Source organism: Streptomyces sp. MUSC 14, assembly GCF_001866675.1.
Lineage (GTDB): Bacteria > Actinomycetota > Actinomycetes > Streptomycetales > Streptomycetaceae > Streptomyces.
Genome location: NZ_MLYN01000022.1, coordinates 136,557 through 153,634, shown reverse-complemented (window position 1 = coordinate 153,634; position 17,078 = coordinate 136,557). Strand labels below are relative to the sequence as shown.

Genomic DNA, 17,078 nt, shown 5'->3' with positions numbered 1-17,078 from the left:
CCGATCACGCTCAGTCACCGAAAGTTTTCCACAGCCTCGCCCATATCGTCGTACTAATTCACGAGTCCCAGCGACGGACGATCTTGTCTCATCGGACGGACACGGTTCCGCCCGGTTTCGCCCACCGGATACCCTCCGACTCGTGGCCGACATCCAGATTCCCGCTGACATCAAGCCCGCCGACGGACGATTCGGCGCGGGCCCCTCCAAGGTGCGCACCGAGGCGCTGGACGCCCTCGCCGCGACCGGTTCGTCCCTGCTGGGCACCTCCCACCGCCAGGCGCCCGTCAAGAACCTGGTCGGCAAGGTCCGCGAAGGCATCTCCGAGCTGTTCTCCCTGCCCGACGGCTACGAGGTGGTTCTCGGCAACGGCGGCTCGACCGCCTTCTGGGACATCGCCACCCACGGCCTGATCGAGAACAAGTCGCAGCACCTCAACTTCGGCGAGTTCTCCTCCAAGTTCGCCAAGGCCGCCAAGCTCGCTCCCTGGCTGGCCGAGCCCACCGTCATCGCCACCGAGCCCGGCACCCACCCCGAGCCGCAGGCCGAGGCGGGCGTCGACGTCTACGCCTTCACGCACAACGAGACGTCCACCGGCGTCGCCATGCCGATCAAGCGCGTGGCCGGCGCCGACGAGGGCGCGCTCGTCCTCGTGGACGCCACCTCCGGCGCCGGCGGCCTCCCGGTCGACGTGTCCGAGACCGACGTCTACTACTTCGCCCCGCAGAAGTCCTTCGCCTCCGACGGCGGCCTGTGGATCGGTGTCTTCTCCCCGTCCGCGATCGAGCGCGCGGAGCGCATTCACGCGAGCGGCCGTCACGTCCCGGAGTTCTTCTCCCTCCCCACGGCGATCGACAACTCCCGCAAGAACCAGACGTACAACACCCCGGCCCTCGCCACGCTCTTCCTGCTCAACGAGCAGCTGGAGTGGCTCAACGGCCAGGGCGGCCTCGCCTTCTCCACGGGCCGCACGAAGGACTCCTCCACCCGCCTCTACACCTGGGCGGAAGAGTCCAAGTACGCCACCCCGTTCGTCACCGACCCGGCCAAGCGCTCGCAGGTCATCGGCACGATCGACTTCGCCGACGAGATCGACGCCGCCGCCGTCGCCAAGGTCCTGCGCGCCAACGGCATCGTCGACACCGATCCCTACCGCAAGCTCGGCCGCAACCAGCTCCGCGTCGCCATGTTCCCGGCGATCGACCCGGCGGACGTCGAGGCCCTGACGAAGTGCATCGACTTCGTGATCGAGAAGCTCTGACCTCTCGACAGGCAGCACGCTGAAGGGCGCCCGGCGAGAAGTCTCCGGGCGCCCTTTCGCCGTACGGAGTCCGGCCGTCCTACTGCCCGGCGAACAACTCCTCGGCGCTCGTCACGATCGCGCAGCGGTCGAGCGCTCTCCAGTACCTCCAGGTCAGCGCAGGCCATGACCCGCTCCCGGGCGGAGTCGGAGACCTCGACACCGCGCGCAGCAAGCACCCGAAGGACGGCCCTGGCCTCGCCCTTCGCCTCGCCCTTCGCCTCACCGTCCGCGTGGACCTTGCGCCACGCCTCCTCCATCACGGTGCCGCTGCCGGGAAAGTTCGGGGCGTACGCGCTCATCAGTTCCCTCCAGTGGTCAAGGGCCGGGCTCTCGCCCAGACCCAGTTCCATTTCCGCCCAGTCCTGGTCGGGCCCCACCACCGGTGCCACCTCATCCAGTATCGCAAGCAGACCCGGATCCTTGGCGTGGACGAGCGCGGAGAACACCGTGGCGGGAATATCCCTCACCGCTTCCTCCGGATCGGTGATCACGGGCACGGTCTTCGGCCCCAGCACGAGCGGGAACACCTGCATGCTGGTGTGAAAACCGCTGCCCACCCTGATGGGCCGTACGCCAAGTAGTAGGTCCAGCTGTCGTGTTCGTCCGGGTCCGGTCTGCCCTGTGACTCGACCGCGAGCAGAAAGCCGCCCTCGTCGCCGGCGGTGTGGACCGGAAGAGGCTGTCCACCCGTCGCTCCAACGGCCTGATCTCGGAGGTGGGCGCAGGTCGTACGGAACTCCCGCCCGGAGTACGACGACTTCCACGGGCGTGATTGTCAGTGGGGCGTGGCAAGATCCTGACCGTTGGAAGTCAGCGACGGGCGCGACACGCATCCTGAGGCCCAACACGCCATGATTTGGCGGTAGTTGGGGAGCCAGGAGAGCGCATTGCATGTCGTGTCCCGTCGCCGGTCGTACCCGCTCATGCGCGCACTCCCTCGTGGCCGGCATCGACCCGGCGCGGTTCGGGCTGACCGTCTGATCCTCGAATCCCCGTCCTCACGTCGGCCGGGCCGGGCCCCATCCGTTCCGGCCCGGCCGGCGTCTCCGGAGCAGCTCGAACAACCGGGAACGACTCGTGCACCACCACCGCCACCTCTGGACCGGCCCCAAAGAACGCTTCGGCAACGAGGCCCTACGGCGGCCCCCGCACCCCGATCCCCCACCGGCTCCGGTCTCCGGCGGCGACGTACCGGCAGAGCGCCTGCTCAAGCGCTACCGGGACGTGGCAGCGGAGTTCCCGGCATCGGATCCGCCGCCGATCGAGACGGCGTACTGGCTGGTCAAGCCGCGTTCCCTGGTGCGCGGCAGCTGGGACGACACACAGGAGGCGGCGGTCTGGCCCGGGCGGCGACCGGCCGAGTACGCGCCCCGGTTCGCCGCCGCGGCCCAGCGGGACGCCGGACACCTCACCGCCCTCGTCGGCTCCGCCCGGGAGCGGCCGGCCTCGGGCGGTGACGTGTCGCTCGGCTTCTGCCTCGAACGCCCCTCGTACCTTTCCCTGGCCATCGTCACCTGTTCCCCGCATCGCGAGCGCGGCGACCTGCCGTGTCCGCTCAGCGCATGACGGAGCGCGGACGGAGCACGAGCCGGGGGACCGCCGCGCATGCCCGCCGCCGCGGCGGGTACGACACCTCCCGTACGGGGGCGTCGCGGAAGTGGCTGAAGAGCGAGGGGTGTCGGAAGTGATTCGAAAGTTGCAGGCGGTCGCGCTGGACTGCGCCGATCCGATGCGGCTCGCCGAGTTCTACGCGGAGCTGCTCGGCGGGCGGGTGGTCGCGCACCCGAACGATCCCGGCTGGGTCGAGGTGCACGGGTTCGAGGGGACGCCGCTGGCCTGCCAGCGGGTGGACGGCTACCGAGCGCCCGAATGGCCCGGCCAGGAGCGCCCGCAGCAGCTCCACCTGGATTTCGACGTGGACGACCTCGACGGCGAGGAGAAGCGGGCGCTCTCCCTCGGCGCCACGGTGCTGGAGCGGACGGACCAGCTCCACTCGGAGGCCAACTGGCGGATCTACGCGGACCCGGCCGGCCATCCGTTCTGCCTCTGCCTCCACTGAGGCGATCTCCTGCCGCCCCCTTCCTGTCAGTCCGGTTCCTGTCAGTCCGGTCGGACAGGAAGGGGAGCCACGACCCTGCGGGAGCGCTCCCACCCGCTCCGCACTTGAGAATCCGGGCGTCCGGTGCCTCCATGGAGACATGGCCAGTGTGCGTACGAGCCCCGCGCTCGCCCCGTTCGTCAAGCAGTACGCCGCCCTGCTCACGACCCACAGGCGGGACGGCACCGGCGTCGGCACCCCGGTGAACATCGCCGTCGAGGGGGACCACGCCTATTTCCGCACCCCGGGCACCACCTGGAAGGTCAAGCGGCTGCGCGGCAACCCCGAGGTGGAGCTGGCCCCCGCCACCGTGCGCGGGGCACCCACCGGACCGGAGATCCACGCGCGGGCCCGGCTGCTGGAGCACGGCAGCGCGGAGGACCGGCACGCGGCACGGCTGCTGCGGCACAAGTACCCGATCGTGCAGGGGGTGTTGGTGCCGCTCTCGCACAAGGTGATGCGGGCGCCGACGCTGCACTACGAGGTGCGGCCGGTGCAGGAGGCGCCTCCGCAGTCACCCCCGGGGACGGCTCCGGAGACACCGCCGGGGAAGTGGGCGGGGCCCGGCGGCCAGTGACCGTTCAGCCCCTGCGCCGCAGCCACCGCAGCCCGAGGAGGGCGGCCACCACGGCGGCGACGATCGCGGCACCGGTCTTGTAGTTGCCGCTGCCGCCGCCCGGACCGGCCGCCGAACTCGCGCCGCCGGACGACGACTTGGCGCCGACGGCCCGGCCGGGGGCGTCCGCCGCCTCGACCTGGCTGCCCGCGCCCTCGGAGCTGTAGAGCAGCTTGGTCCCGTCGGCGGAGTAGGTGATGCCCTCTCCCTGCCTCTGTATGGGCATGTCGAGCTGGCCCTCACGCTTGATGCGGCCGCCGTTCCAGTCGTAGTGGATCCCGCCGAAGTAGCCGCGCACGGCGAGCTGCCGGCCGTCCGGCGAGAAGGCGGCGTCCGTGGCCCACAGGTCGACGGCGGCGACGGGCCGGAAGACGTTCGCGCCGGAGGTGGAGAGGGTGGCCGGGCCCTCGTAGAGGTGCCCGCCGTCCTCCTTCTTGTCGATGATGTAGACGCGCCCGGTCTTCGGGTGCACGACCAGCGACTCGGCGTTGCGGGGTCCGTTCGCGTACTTCACGACGTACTGCGTGGCGGTGACCGTCTGGTCCTTGAGTACCTTCGGCTCGGGCAGCTTGTAGATCCACACGTACGGCCACGAGCCGTCGAGGTTGTCGCCGATGTCGCCGGCGTAGATCTGGTCGTCCGGGCCGATGGAGACGGCCTCGACGTCGCGCGGGGAGCCGATGCCGCGCAGGGTGATCCGGGCGACCGTCTTCCCGGTCCGGCCGTCCACGGCGTAGAGGTACGGGCCGTCGCCGCTGTCGTTGTGCGTCCAGTAGATGCCGGGGTGCTGCCGGGAGGCGGCGAGACCGCTGGACTCGGCGATCCGTGGGTCCCTGAGGGTGAACCCCTGGTCGCCGGCGCCGCTTTCGGCGGCGGAGACGGGCAGCGCGCAGACACCCACGAGCAGCACTGGGGCGAGGACGGCGAACGATCGGCGCATCCCCCCAGCCTGCCATCCCCGCCCGGACGGACCCCGACGTGGTGGGCCTCACACCCCACCGGTGTGTGTGATCGTCCATCATGAGCGGATGCTCAGATTCATGCCCGTAGGTGACTCCATGACGATCGGGAGCGCGGGCGAGCACACCTGGCGCTACCGGTTGTGGCGGCACCTGTGTGAGGCGTACGACGGCCCGTTCACGTTCGTCGGCCCGCGCGAGGAGCTGTACGACAAGTCGTCCGACGCGCCGACGTCGTACGCCTACGCCGAGCCCGGCTTCCCGCGCCGCCACCTGGCGGGCTGGGGCGAGGGCTGGCTGCACATGGCCCCGCTGATCGGCGAGACGGTGCGCGTCCACCGCCCGGACGTGCTGCTGGTCTCCCTCGGCCTGATCGACCTGGGCTTCTACACGAACGCGGAGCAGACGGCGGAGAACGTACGGGCGTTCGTCGCCGGCGCGCGGGAGGCCGCCCCGCGCATACGCATGGTCGTCCTCCCGGTGATCCCGAACATCCGGGCCGCGGCGGACGAGCCGTTCGCGGCCCAGGTGGACCTCTTCAACACCCTGCTCGCCAAGACGGTCGCCGACCTGGACGAGCCCCGCTCCCCGCTGCTGCTGGCCTCGCCGCCCGAGGCGTACGACATCCACGCCGACACCTACGACGGCACGCATCCCAACGCGAGCGGGGAGCACCGGATCGCGGGCGCGTTCGCGGGGGCGATGCGGGAGGCGTGGGGAGTCGGACAGGCGTACGCGGCCGGAACAAGCTGACCTGAATCCGGCGAGTCCTGGTCACCGTGCGTATCGTTGTACTGCGCGGCTGCATCTGTCCGTGGGGCAGCCGGGGAGGAGCGCCACGATGACCGTCCTTGAAGACAGGACCGAGATGGCCGAGGAGAGCGGCGAGCTGACTCTGGACAAACTGTTCGAGTCGCTTGAGCGGATCACCCCCGAGGGATACAAGGTCGAGATCGTCGAGGGGGCCATCTTCATGTCACCGCAGCGGGACACTCATTGGGAGATCATCGCCGACATCTACGAGCAGTTGCGCACCAGGTACCCGCGCAAGCGCATCAAGTCGGATGTCCGCGTCGACTACCCGGGCCACCTCAACGGTTTCTGCTCCGATGTCACCCTCGTGGCCGAGGGCGCTGAGAAGACCCCTGGGGGCCTCTGGCGCTGCGACGACGTCGAGTTCGTCGCGGAGGTCATCTCGAAGGGCACAGCCCACAACGACTACGGCCCCAAGAGGGCCGCCTACGCCACCGCCGAAGTCCCCGTCTACGTCATCGCCGATCCCTACCAGCGCCGGTGCCACATCTACACCCAGCCCAAGGAAGGCGACTACGAGATCGAGACCACGGTCCACTTCGGCAGCGACCTGGACCTCACCAAAACCATCGTCGACCTCACCCTCAAGACCGACGGCTTCCCCCGCGACTAGCCCAACCCCGCTTGCCTAGAGCGCACTTCAAGCCGTTGGCTGGGGGACCATGAAGTACACGCAGCTAGGACGCACGGGACTCAAGGTCGGCCGGCTCGTTCTCGGGACGATGAACTTCGGGCCGCAGACGGACGAGAGCGACAGCCACGCGATCATGGACGCGGCGCTGGACGCGGGCATCAACCTCTTCGACACGGCCAACGTGTACGGGTGGGGCGAGAACAAGGGCCGCACCGAGAGCATCATCGGCAACTGGTTCGCCAAGGGCGGCGCGCGGCGCGACAAGGTCGTCCTCGCCACCAAGGTCTACGCGAACATGGCCGCCGACGGCCAGCCGGCCTGGCCGAACCACGACAAGCTCTCCGCGCTGAACATCCGGCGGGCCGTGGACGCCAGCCTGAAGCGGCTCCAGACCGATCACATCGATCTGTACCAGTTCCACCACATCGACCGGGACACCCCCTTCGACGAGATCTGGCAGGCGATCGACACCCTGGTCCAGCAGGGCAAGATCCTCTACGTCGGCTCCTCCAACTTCCCGGGTTACAAGATCGCCCAGGCCAACGAGACCGCCGCCCGGCGTGGCGGCACCATCGGGCTGGTCAGCGAGCAGTGCCTGTACAACCTCCACGAGCGGCGCGCCGAGATGGAGGTCATCCCGGCCGCGCAGGAGTACGGCCTCGGGGTCATCCCCTGGTCCCCGCTGCACGGCGGGCTGCTCGGCGGGGTCATCAAGAAGGAGGTCCAGGGCGGTCGCCGCGCCTCGGGCCGCGCCGCCGACACCCTGGCCGACCCGGCCGCCCGCGCCCGGATCCAGGCGTACGAGGACCTGGTCGACAAGCACGGCCTGGAGCCCGGCGAGGTGGCTCTGGCCTGGCTGCTGACCCGGCCGGGGGTGACCGGTCCCATCGTCGGTCCGCGCACGGCCGAGCAGCTCGGCTCCGCGCTGCGCGCCGTCGAGCTGGAGCTGAGCGAGGAGCTGGTGGCGGGGCTGAACGAGGTCTTTCCGGGCCCGGGTCCGTCGCCGGAGGCGTTCGCCTGGTAGGGCCGTAGCACCGTGGGGGCGTGGGGGACACTCCCCCACGCCCCTGGCTGCTTCATGTGACTACTTCATGTGGCTACTTCATCGCCGAAGCCAAGGCCACCACCACGAACATCAGCACAAGTACACCGGCCATGATCCGGTTCCGGGTTTTCGGGTCCACGGCATCGAGCCTAACCGGCCCCGCCCAGTGCCCAGCGCCCGACCGCCTCGTACCGCGGCTGCTCCCCCGGCACCCCGGACCGCGGCAGATTGCTGCGCACCAGCGCCACGTCGGCCACCGTCCAGGCACTGCTGGTGAACTCCGCCAGCGCGTCGACGTACGGCCCGGTGTCGAAGCCGTCCCTGCTGCGGGCCAGGGTCAGATGGGCCTTGTAGCGGCGGTGCTCGTCCGTCGGCAGCCCCGCCTTGCGTGCCGCCGACTCCGCCCGCTCCGCCAGCAGGCGCAGCTCGGCGAGGTCCCCGGACGCCCCGGCCCACAGCGCGCGGCCGTGGCCGAACTGGCCGCCGCCGCGGACGGCCAGCCGGAAGGGGGCGGTGCGGTGGGCCGCGCGGGACAGGCGGTCGGACAGGTCGGGTACGACGTCGTCCGCGACCTCGCCGTAGAAGGCGAGGGTGAAGTGCCAGCCGGGGCGGCCCGTCCAGCGCAGCCCCTGCGGAGCGGGCAGCCGCTTCAACCCGGCCACCTCGGCGGCGAGCTCCTGGACGACGTGCTCCGGCGGGAGCACCGCCGCGAAGAGTCTCATGCCCTCACCTTCGCAGACACCCGAGGGCAGGATGCCCTTCACGGCGATCGGCCGGAGAGGGAGGGCGCGGGTGCCGCCCTCCCCCGCCCCCGGCCGGCAGGCCTACGCCGCTGCGGTCAGTTCCTCCCGCTCGCGCGGGACGAAGCGGACTCTCGGGTGGCCGTGGTGCCAGCCCACCGACAGGCGCAGGCCGCCGATGCGGGTCAGGACCAGGCCGATGGTCACGGCGGCCGCGGCCGAGACGGCGCCGCCGAGGACGAAGCCGACGCGGGGGCCGTAGGTGTCGGTGATCCAGCCGACGACCGGGGCGCCCAGCGGTGTGCCGCCCATGAAGACCATCATGAACAGGGACATCACCCGGCCGCGCATGGCCGGGTCGGTGGCCATCTGGACCGAGGTGTTCGCCGTGACGTTCACCGTCATGCCGAAGACCCCGATCGGGACCATGAACAGCGCGAACAGCCAGTAGGACGGGGCCAGCGCGGTCACGATCTCCAGCGTGCCGAAGGCCACCGCGGCGGCGATCAGGACGCGCAGCCGTGCCGTGCCGCGCCGGGCGGCCAGCAGGGCGCCGACCAGGGAACCGACGGCCATCAGGGTGTTGAAGAGGCTGTAGCCGCCGGCGCCGGCGTGGAAGACGTGCTGGGCGTAGGCGGAGAGCCAGACCGGGAAGTTGAAGCCGAACGTGCCGATGAAGCCGACCAGCACGATGGGCCAGATCAGGTCCGGGCGCCCGGCGACGTACTGCAGGCCCTCGCGCAGCTGGCCCTTGCCGCGCGGGGTACGCTGCACGACGTGCAGCTCGCGGGCGCGCATCAGGAGCAGGCCGGTGATGGGGGCGGCGAACGACAGGCCGTTGGCGAGGAACGCCCAGCCCGTGCCCACTCCGGTGATCATGAGGCCGGCGACGGCCGGGCCGATCAGGCGGGCGGACTGGAAGTTCGCCGAGTTCAGGCTGACGGCGTTCTGCAGCTGCTCGGGACCGACCATCTCCGAGACGAAGGACTGCCGGGCCGGGTTGTCCACGACCGTGGCGAGGCCGACGGCGAAGGCGGCCAGGTAGACGTGCCAGACCTGGACGTGCCCGGAGAGGGTCAGCGCGGCGAGCGCCAGGCCGGACAGGGCCATCGAGGACTGGGTGACCAGCAGCGTGGGCCGCTTGGGGAGCCGGTCGACCAGGACACCGCCGTAGAGGCCGAAGAGCAGCATCGGCAGGAACTGGAGGGCTGTCGTGATGCCCACGGCGGCGGAGGAGCCGGTGAGGCTGAGGACGAGCCAGTCCTGGGCGATGCGCTGCATCCAGGTGCCCGTGTTGGAGACGACCTGGCCCAGGAAGAAGAGGCGGTAGTTCCTGACCCTCAGCGAGCTGAACATCGAGGACGTGGAGGTCTTACGGGAAACGGGGGTGGTAGTAGTGGTCGGTGCGGGGGCGGAAGGTGTTCCGGATCCCGTACTCAAGCGAGTTCGCCTCCTCCATAAAGCGGCTTACAGGTGTGCGAGTTTCTCCAGCACGGGGGCGGCGGCGCGCAAAGACGCCCACTCGTCCTCGTCCAGGCCCTCGACCAGTCCGGCCAGGAACGCGTTGCGCTTGCGGCGGCTCTCCTCGAGCATCGCCTCGGCCTGTTCGGTCTGGGTGACGACCTTCTGGCGCCGGTCCTCGGGGTGCGGCTCCAGCCGGACCAGCCCCTTGGCTTCGAGCAGCGCGACGATGCGGGTCATCGACGGCGGCTGGACGTGCTCCTTGCGGGCGAGTTCGCCCGGCGTGGCCGAGCCGCAGCGGGAGAGCGTGCCGAGCACCGACATCTCGGTGGGGCTCAGTGACTCGTCCACCCGCTGGTGCTTGAGCCGACGGCTCAGCCGCATCACGGCGGAGCGGAGGGAGTTCACGGCGGCTGCGTCGTCGCCATGGGTGAGATCCAGGTCCGGCATGTCCTTAGAGTAACTCATTACTCTCTCTAAAGACCACCGCGACACCGACACGATGCCCGTGACTCTGGCCACTGAACCTCTCCATCACCCGTATGAGTGAGTCGATTCCGGAAAGTGACGCATCGGGCGGCCGGATGTGGCGACCCTCGTAGGCATGGGGACCAGTGTGCTCAGCCTGCGGATAGACGGGGAGCTGCTCGAACGGCTCCGGCACCACGCGGCGAAAAGAGGAATGAGCGTCCAGGACTATGTCATCCGGACGCTCATTCGCGACGACTTCGACGTGCGGTTCCAGGCCGCCGTCGACGAGACGGAGAAGTTCTACGGGGTCTCCGAGCCCCGGCCGATCACATGAGGCCCAGGGCCGGCATCAGGTAGTAGAAGGCGAAGACCGCCGAGACGACGTACATCGCCGCCGGGATCTCCCGGAACCGGCCCGCGGCCAGGCGCAGCACCGTGAAGGTGATGAAGCCCATGCCGATGCCGTTGGTGATCGAGTAGGTGAACGGCATCATCAGCATGGTCACGAAGGCCGGGATGGCGATCGTGTAGTCCGCCCAGTCGATCTCCTTGATCGAGTTCGACAGGATCAGGAAGCCGACCACGATCAGCGCCGGGGTGGCCGCCTGGGACGGGACCATCGTGGCGACCGGGGTGAGGAACAGCGCGACGGCGAAGAGGCCGCCCGTGACGACGTTCGCGAGGCCCGTCCGGGCGCCCTCGCCGACACCGGCCGTGGACTCCACGAACGCGGTCGTGGCCGAGGAGGAGCTGGCGCCGCCCGCCGCGACGGAGAGGCCGTCGATGAAGAGGACCTTGTTGATGCCCGGCATGTAGCCCTGGGCGTCGGTCAGCTTGGCCTCGTCGCTGACGCCCATGATCGTGCCCATCGCGTCGAAGAAGCACGACAGTAGGACCGTGAAGACGAACAGGATGCCGGTCAGCAGGCCGACCCGGGAGAAGCCGCCGAACAGGCTGACCTGGCCGACCAGGCCGAAGTCGGGGGTGGAGACCGGGTTGCCCGGCCACTTCGGGACGGTCAGGCCCCAGGAGGAGACCGCGGTGACGGCGTTGATGATCATCGCGAGGACGGTCATGCCGACGATCGAGATCAGGATCGCGCCCGGGGTCCTGCGGACGAGCAGCGCGAAGGTGAGCAGCACGCCGAGGATGAAGACCAGCACGGGCCAGCCGTGCAGGTGGCCGCCGACGCCGAGCTGGAGCGGGACGGTGGTCTGGGCAGCGTCGGGCATGCGCATGACGAAGCCGGAGTCGACCAGGCCGATCAGCATGATGAACAGGCCGATACCGATCGAGATGGCCTTGCGCAGACCGAAGGGCACGGCGTTCATCACGCGCTCGCGCAGGCCGGTGGCAACCAACAGCATGACCACGAAACCGGCGAGCACGACCATGCCCATGGCGTCCGGCCAGGTCATCCGGGGCGCGAGCTGGAGGGCGACGACGGAGTTCACACCGAGGCCGGCGGCGAGCGCGATCGGGACGTTGCCGAGGACGCCCATGAGGAGGGTGGTGAAGGCGGCCGTCAGCGCGGTCGCGGTCACCAGCTGGCCGTTGTCCAGGTGATGCCCGTACATGTCCTTCGCGCTGCCGAGGATGATCGGGTTCAGCACGATGATGTACGCCATCGCGAAGAAGGTGGCGAGACCGCCGCGGATCTCGCGGGCGACGGTGCTGCCGCGCTCGGAGATCTTGAAATAGCGGTCGAGCGCACCGTTCGGCGCGCCCTTCTCGGGCGTGGGGGCCTTGGCGGGAGCCGAGGTGGACATGCGGGACCTCATCTCCGACGGGGTTCCCCCGAGCCGCGTTGGAGTTTCATACGAGCAGAAGTGGACAAAGACAAACGGTTTCAGTATGAACGTATGAGTGATAGATCGCTATCTCCGCGCGTAGACACCGGCGGCGCTTAAGCTGTGCGCATGGCCAAATGGACCCCGAAGCACGAGGCACCGGAGCCCCTGGAGGGCCCCGTGGTCGCCACCATCACCGGCGGCACGATCGTGTGGTTCGTGCTCTTCCTGGTCCAGCTGCCGTTCTACGGCTGGTTCCACGACCACGGTCACCTGTGGTGGCTGTGGACCTGCCTGGCCGGAGGCGGACTGGGGCTGATCGGGATCTGGTACGTCAGGAAGCGCGACGCCGCGATCAAGCGGGCGACGGCGCTGAAGGCGACGACGCCGAAGTAGCCGTACCGTCGATGACATGACCCACATAGACGCGGGCGCCGAACTCGACCCCGTGCATCCGGTGGCCCTGCCGATGACCAGGTCGGCCGGGCTGACCGGTGCCGAGGTGGCGGACCGCGTCAGGCGCGGGCAGGTCAACGACGTTCCCGTGCGCAGCAGCCGGTCGCTCGGCGAGATCGTGCGGGCGAACGTCTTCACCCGGTTCAACGCGATCATCGGCGTGCTCTGGGTGATCATGCTGTGCGTCGCGCCGATCCAGGACAGCCTGTTCGGCTTCGTGATCCTCGCCAACACCGGCATCGGCATCGTCCAGGAGTGGCGGGCCAAGCAGACCCTCGACTCGCTCGCGGTGATCGGCGAGGCCAGACCGACGGTGCGCCGGGACGGGGCGGCCGTCGAGGTCGCGACCGACGAGCTCGTGCTCGGCGACCTGATCGAGATCGGCCCCGGGGACAAGGTCGTCGTGGACGGGGTGTGCGCCGAGGCCGACGGGCTGGAGATCGACGAGTCGCTGCTCACCGGCGAGGCCGACCCCGTCGTCAAGCGCTCCGGCGACCCGGTCATGTCCGGCAGCTTCGTCGTCGCGGGCGGCGGCGCCTTCCAGGCCACCAAGGTCGGCCGCGAGGCCTACGCCGCCCAGCTCGCCGAGGAGGCCTCCCGCTTCACCCTGGTCCACTCCGAGCTGCGCACCGGCATCTCCACGATCCTCAAGTACGTCACCTGGATGATGGTCCCGGCGGCCGTCGGGCTCGTCATCACCCAGCTCGTCGTCAAGAGCAACGAGCTGAAGGACGCCGTGGCGCGGACCGTCGGCGGGATCGTCCCGATGGTCCCCGAGGGGCTGGTGCTGCTCACCTCGGTCGCCTTCGCGATCGGCGTGATCCGGCTGGGCCGCAAGCAGTGCCTGGTGCAGGAGCTCCCGGCCATCGAGGGGCTGGCCCGCGTCGACACCGTCTGCCTGGACAAGACCGGCACCCTCACCGAGGGGGGCATGGACGTCACCCGGCTCAGGATCCTCGACGGCTACGACGAGAGTTACGTACGCAAGGTCCTCGGCGCGCTCGGCGAGTCCGACCCGCGCCCCAACGCCTCCCTCCAGGCGATCATCGACGCCTACCCCGACAGCGTCGAATGGCGCTGTGTGGAGTCGCTGCCGTTCTCCTCGGCCCGCAAGTACAGCGGGGCCGCGTTCAGCGAGGGCGACGGCGAGACCAGCACCTGGCTGCTGGGCGCCCCGGACGTGCTCCTCGCCGACGGCGACCCGGCCCTGGCCGACACCGAGCGGCTCAACGAGCAGGGGCTGCGGGTGCTGCTGCTGGCCCGCGCCGTGCGCGACCTGGACGACGCCGAGCCGGCCCGTGGCGCCCGCGCCGCCGCCCTCGTCGTACTCGAACAGCGGCTGCGGCCGGACGCGGCCGACACCCTGCGCTACTTCGCCGAGCAGGACGTCCGCGCCAAGGTCATCTCCGGGGACAACGCGGTCTCGGTCGGCGCGGTCGCGGCCAAGCTGGGCCTACAGGGCACGACGGTCGACGCGCGGCGGCTGCCCGGCGACACGGCGGGGATGGCGCGGGCACTGGACTCCGGGACGGTCTTCGGACGGGTCACCCCGCAGCAGAAGCGGGACATGGTGGGTGCGCTCCAGTCGCGCGGGCACACGGTCGCGATGACCGGCGACGGCGTGAACGACGTGCTCGCGCTGAAGGACGCCGACATCGGGGTCGCCATGGGCTCCGGCTCGGAGGCGACGCGGGCGGTGGCGCAGATCGTGCTGCTGGACAACAGCTTCGCGAGCCTGCCGTCGGTGGTCGCCGAGGGGCGCCGGGTGATCGGCAACATCACGCGCGTGGCGACGCTGTTCCTGGTGAAGACCGTGTACTCCGTGCTGCTTGCGGTCCTCGTGGTCTGCTGGCAGGTCGAATACCCCTTCCTGCCCCGCCACTTGACCATGCTGTCCACCCTCACCATCGGCGTCCCGGCCTTCTTCCTGGCCCTCGCCCCCAACACGGAGCGCGCGAAACCCCATTTCGTCCGGCGGGTGATGCGGTACTCGATCCCGGGCGGCGTGATGTGCGGGGCGGCGACCTTCGTGACCTATCTGATCGCCCGTCACCATTACGGTGGTGGCGGCGAGTTGGGCGCCGAGACCAGCGCGGCCACGCTGACGCTGTTCCTGATCTCCATGTGGATCCTGGCGATCGTCGCCCGGCCCTACACCTGGTGGCGGGTGACCCTGGTGGCCGCGATGGGCGTGGCGTTCCTGGTGGTGCTGGTCGTCCCGGCCCTGCAGAGCTTCTTCGCGCTGAAACTGGTGGGCGTGACCATGCCGTGGACCGCCGTCGGCATAGCGGTGGTGGCGGCGGCCGCCCTGGAGTGGATCTGGAAGTGGGTCGACCGCCGCTTCCCCGACTAGGGGACTTCGCGGGTTACTTCGCGGCGACGTACACGCCCGTGGCGCTGACGCCGGGCGTGGTCGAGGCGCCGGCGTAGCTGTAGCGCCAGTAGCCGGAGGCCGAGACGGTCGCCGTCGTCTTCAGGTTGCCGGAGGAGTCCGTCGTCACCGTCTTGACCGTGGTGTACGTGCTGGTGCCGGCCTTGCGGAACTGGAGCTTGACCGACTGGCCGCCGAACGTGTTGTACGTGTGCTTCTCCCAGTCGGCGCGGGTCAGCCTGCCGGTGACGGTGACGGACCTGCCCTTGGTGACGGACGTCGCGCTCGCAGCGGTCGTCAGCTTGGAGTAGCGCTGGACCAGGGTGGTGGCCAGACCGCTCTGGTCCTTGAAGCCGACCTTGCTCATGTCCGGGTTGCTCTGGCTCTGCCCGTTGAAGGCGACTGCCTCGACGGCCGCGCTCCAGCCGCCCGCCCAGGCGTTCTTCAGGTCGCCGTCGGACGGGTAGATGTTGATGGAGCCCTTGCAGGTGGCCGTCGTCGACGAGGTGGCGGTGCAGGTCGCCGGGTTGTCGCCGTACAGCTCGGGGGCCGTGTCGGTGTAGCTGCCGTGGTAGAGGAAGGCGTCGGTGACGAAGTCCTTCGCGGCGATGTTCACGGTGCTGCCGTGCGTCAGGGTGTAGCTGTACGAGACGCTGACCTCGTTGGTGGAGCCCACCTTGACCGCCTTGGCGATCGACAGGTGGGAGAAGCTCGCGTTCAGCGTGTAGGGGGTGCCCGAGTCGGCGGCGGCCTGCGCGGCCGGGACTGCGAGGGCGGTGAGGGCCAGGGCGCCGGTGACAGCGGCGACGGTGGCTCGTATGCGCATGTGCGTTCCCCTGGAGGGAGAAGTGATGTGGAGTCGGTCGACTCAGGCGATCAGATCCGTGGCCCCGGGGACTGGTTGTACGGCGACAGCGAATTCCGGCCAGATTTGGGGCGGGCATTGCCTGTTCATGACGTTGGCCTTGACATACGCCGGGAACGGACAAGGCCCGCCGGGTCCAGGTTTGTTCAGCCCTGGCGCGCGGCTCCGTCGGGCCGGACGGCGTCAACCGGCAGTCCGGCCTGGCGGGCTTCGACGACAGTGTCCGCGGTGCCGCCGCCCTTGCCGGACGGGGGCTCACCGTTCCAGATGGCGACGAGCCGGTCAGCTTGCCGCAACACCGTGCGGTTGGCGTCCTCGTACGCCGAGCGGTTCGCGGGTCTCATGGTCCAGGACGAGGGCCTCGGCGGTGGCCGCCAAGAGCCGGTCGAACGTCTCCACGTGGCCGGGCTTGACCTTGTTCTGCCGGTAGTCGGGCGAGGGGATGACCACGATCAGACGGCCGCCGAGCTCCAGCACCACCTCGGCGAACAGCGAGTCCGCCCCCTTGGCGATACAGGGGACACCGGGCGCGCCGGAAGGCTGAGGGGCGGTCCAACGACGCGCAGGTCCATGCCTCCCGCGTGTGCAGCGTCGCGCGTAGCCGTACATCAGCTTTCTTCGGTGATCGCCTCGCACATGCGCCGGAACCCCCGGAACAGGGGCCGTGCGGCGCTTCCAGGGGCCGCGCTAGCTTTCTGCGTAGCCCTTGGCACGATCCGGAAGATCGAACGTGGCGAGCGCGGAGTCGGCGACAGCACGCTCGAAGCCATCGCGGATGCCCTGGGCATCGACCCAGCGCGGCTCCGCTCGGATCGAGAGTCGGTGCAGACGCGGGTCCGTGACGCGTTACCGGCGATCTCCGCCGCGATTGCGGCGTACGACGTTCCCGACGACGGACCGGTTCGTCCTCGGACGGGGCAGGAGGCCACGACATGGAGGCTGGGGAAGTCGGCATGGCTGACACTGCCACAAGCCCGGAGCCAGAGCCGCAGAACGCGTACGCGGGCATCTGGCTGTCCCGGTACGAGTTCTACTCGTCCAGCCGCGACGAGACGTTCGACTGCAAGCACCACGTCGTGATCGTCCAGCACGGCAACCGGCTGACAGCGCAGAGCCTGCCCGGAGCGTCGACCAACCCGGACAGCCCGTTGTCTCTGGATCTCACCGTTGACCGGAGCATCGTCACCGGTACGTGGACCGAGCAGACGGCGGCCAACGGGTACTACCAGGGCGCCCGGTACCACGGTGCGATTCAGCTGCTCGTCGAGCCGACAGGCCGACGTATGACGGGCAAGTGGGTCGGGTTCGGCAAGGACTTCGATGTGAACACGGGCCCGTGGGAGCTGCGCCTGCTCGACCGGTCGACAGGCCGCGCGAGCATCGAGCGGTACTCGACCACACCGCAGTGAGGATCGGGGCGGCTCCCTCCGCAAGGAAACAGTGGGAGCCGCCCCGT

Annotated in this window: 16 protein-coding genes and 3 pseudogenes; 11 read left to right on the top strand and 8 right to left on the bottom strand. The window is 69.7% G+C overall.

Translation table 11 applies throughout. The annotated features are described in order from the left end of the window. Nucleotides 1-142 precede the first annotated feature (142 nt). The gene (gene serC, locus BIV25_RS13855; RefSeq protein ID WP_071372579.1) at nucleotides 143-1,261 is read left to right on the top strand and encodes a phosphoserine transaminase; all 1,119 of its coding nucleotides are present in this window, start codon (nucleotides 143-145) and stop codon (nucleotides 1,259-1,261) included. Here serC and BIV25_RS13850 read toward each other — a convergent pair. Then, nucleotides 1,150-1,830 carry a hypothetical protein gene (locus tag BIV25_RS13850; protein WP_177235268.1) on the bottom strand — a complete coding sequence of 227 codons (681 nt, stop codon included), beginning with the start codon at nucleotides 1,828-1,830 and terminating at the stop codon, nucleotides 1,150-1,152. The genes serC and BIV25_RS13850 overlap by 112 nt on opposite strands. Before the next feature lie 550 nt (nucleotides 1,831-2,380). Between BIV25_RS13850 and BIV25_RS13845 the strand changes: the two genes are divergently transcribed. From BIV25_RS13845 to BIV25_RS13835, 3 genes and pseudogenes are all read left to right on the top strand, one after another. Then, nucleotides 2,381-2,869, top strand: a complete 489-nt coding sequence (locus BIV25_RS13845) for a hypothetical protein (protein ID WP_071372577.1) — start codon at nucleotides 2,381-2,383, stop codon at nucleotides 2,867-2,869. A gap of 118 nt (nucleotides 2,870-2,987) precedes the next feature. Next, nucleotides 2,988-3,362, top strand: a complete 375-nt coding sequence (locus BIV25_RS13840) for a VOC family protein (RefSeq protein ID WP_071372648.1) — start codon at nucleotides 2,988-2,990, stop codon at nucleotides 3,360-3,362. Nucleotides 3,363-3,501: 139 nt separating this feature from the next. Next, nucleotides 3,502-3,903, top strand: a pseudogene (locus BIV25_RS13835) (PPOX class F420-dependent oxidoreductase); the annotation flags it as partial. A gap of 79 nt (nucleotides 3,904-3,982) precedes the next feature. On the opposite strand, the gene BIV25_RS13830 reads toward BIV25_RS13835, so the two are convergent. Next, nucleotides 3,983-4,957 carry a PD40 domain-containing protein gene (locus BIV25_RS13830; protein WP_071372576.1) on the bottom strand — a complete coding sequence of 325 codons (975 nt, stop codon included), beginning with the start codon at nucleotides 4,955-4,957 and terminating at the stop codon, nucleotides 3,983-3,985. An 88-nt stretch (nucleotides 4,958-5,045) separates the two neighbouring features. On the opposite strand from BIV25_RS13830, the gene BIV25_RS13825 reads away from it, so the two are divergent. The 3 genes from BIV25_RS13825 to BIV25_RS13815 all read left to right on the top strand — a co-directional run bounded on the left by BIV25_RS13825 (nucleotide 5,046) and on the right by BIV25_RS13815 (nucleotide 7,447). Further along, a complete protein-coding gene (locus tag BIV25_RS13825) occupies nucleotides 5,046-5,729 on the top strand; it encodes an SGNH/GDSL hydrolase family protein (RefSeq protein ID WP_071372575.1) in 684 nt (227 codons plus the stop codon). 88 nt (nucleotides 5,730-5,817) lie between these two features. Then, complete coding sequence (locus BIV25_RS13820; protein ID WP_071372574.1) at nucleotides 5,818-6,402, top strand: Uma2 family endonuclease; 585 nt, start codon at nucleotides 5,818-5,820, stop codon at nucleotides 6,400-6,402. Nucleotides 6,403-6,451: 49 nt separating this feature from the next. Next, a complete protein-coding gene (locus BIV25_RS13815) occupies nucleotides 6,452-7,447 on the top strand; it encodes an aldo/keto reductase (RefSeq protein WP_071372573.1) in 996 nt (331 codons plus the stop codon). A gap of 170 nt (nucleotides 7,448-7,617) precedes the next feature. Here the strand turns inward: BIV25_RS13815 and thpR are convergent, their stop codons facing one another. From thpR to BIV25_RS13800, 3 genes are all read right to left on the bottom strand, one after another. Beyond that, nucleotides 7,618-8,190 (bottom strand): RNA 2',3'-cyclic phosphodiesterase, encoded by a 573-nt coding sequence (gene thpR / locus BIV25_RS13810; RefSeq protein WP_071372572.1) that lies wholly within the window; start codon nucleotides 8,188-8,190, stop codon nucleotides 7,618-7,620. 102 nt (nucleotides 8,191-8,292) lie between these two features. Further along, nucleotides 8,293-9,648, bottom strand: a complete 1,356-nt coding sequence (locus tag BIV25_RS13805) for an MFS transporter (RefSeq protein WP_305729320.1) — start codon at nucleotides 9,646-9,648, stop codon at nucleotides 8,293-8,295. 27 nt (nucleotides 9,649-9,675) lie between these two features. Further along, nucleotides 9,676-10,119 carry a MarR family winged helix-turn-helix transcriptional regulator gene (locus tag BIV25_RS13800; protein WP_071372570.1) on the bottom strand — a complete coding sequence of 148 codons (444 nt, stop codon included), beginning with the start codon at nucleotides 10,117-10,119 and terminating at the stop codon, nucleotides 9,676-9,678. Between the two features lie 154 nt (nucleotides 10,120-10,273). On the opposite strand from BIV25_RS13800, the gene BIV25_RS13795 reads away from it, so the two are divergent. Then, nucleotides 10,274-10,474, top strand: a complete 201-nt coding sequence (locus BIV25_RS13795; protein WP_071372647.1) for a ribbon-helix-helix protein, CopG family — start codon at nucleotides 10,274-10,276, stop codon at nucleotides 10,472-10,474. Here BIV25_RS13795 and BIV25_RS13790 read toward each other — a convergent pair. Beyond that, entirely contained in the window at nucleotides 10,467-11,909 is a 1,443-nt protein-coding gene (locus BIV25_RS13790) for an NCS2 family permease (protein WP_071372569.1), read from the bottom strand. The two genes, BIV25_RS13795 and BIV25_RS13790, sit on opposite strands and share 8 nt — an antisense overlap. A gap of 150 nt (nucleotides 11,910-12,059) precedes the next feature. Between BIV25_RS13790 and BIV25_RS13785 the strand changes: the two genes are divergently transcribed. Together BIV25_RS13785 and BIV25_RS13780 are read left to right on the top strand one after the other, a co-directional pair. Continuing rightward, entirely contained in the window at nucleotides 12,060-12,326 is a 267-nt protein-coding gene (locus tag BIV25_RS13785; protein WP_071372568.1) for a DUF2530 domain-containing protein, read from the top strand. 16 nt (nucleotides 12,327-12,342) lie between these two features. Next, nucleotides 12,343-14,739, top strand: a complete 2,397-nt coding sequence (locus BIV25_RS13780; RefSeq protein ID WP_071372567.1) for an HAD-IC family P-type ATPase — start codon at nucleotides 12,343-12,345, stop codon at nucleotides 14,737-14,739. A gap of 13 nt (nucleotides 14,740-14,752) precedes the next feature. Here the strand turns inward: BIV25_RS13780 and BIV25_RS13775 are convergent, their stop codons facing one another. Then, nucleotides 14,753-15,583, bottom strand: a complete 831-nt coding sequence (locus BIV25_RS13775) for a hypothetical protein (protein ID WP_071372566.1) — start codon at nucleotides 15,581-15,583, stop codon at nucleotides 14,753-14,755. 185 nt (nucleotides 15,584-15,768) lie between these two features. Beyond that, a pseudogene (locus tag BIV25_RS13770) lies at nucleotides 15,769-16,147 on the bottom strand (hypothetical protein); the annotation flags it as partial. Between the two features lie 383 nt (nucleotides 16,148-16,530). On the opposite strand from BIV25_RS13770, the pseudogene BIV25_RS13765 reads away from it, so the two are divergent. Next, nucleotides 16,531-17,031, top strand: a pseudogene (locus BIV25_RS13765) (XRE family transcriptional regulator); the annotation flags it as partial. Nucleotides 17,032-17,078 lie beyond the last annotated feature (47 nt).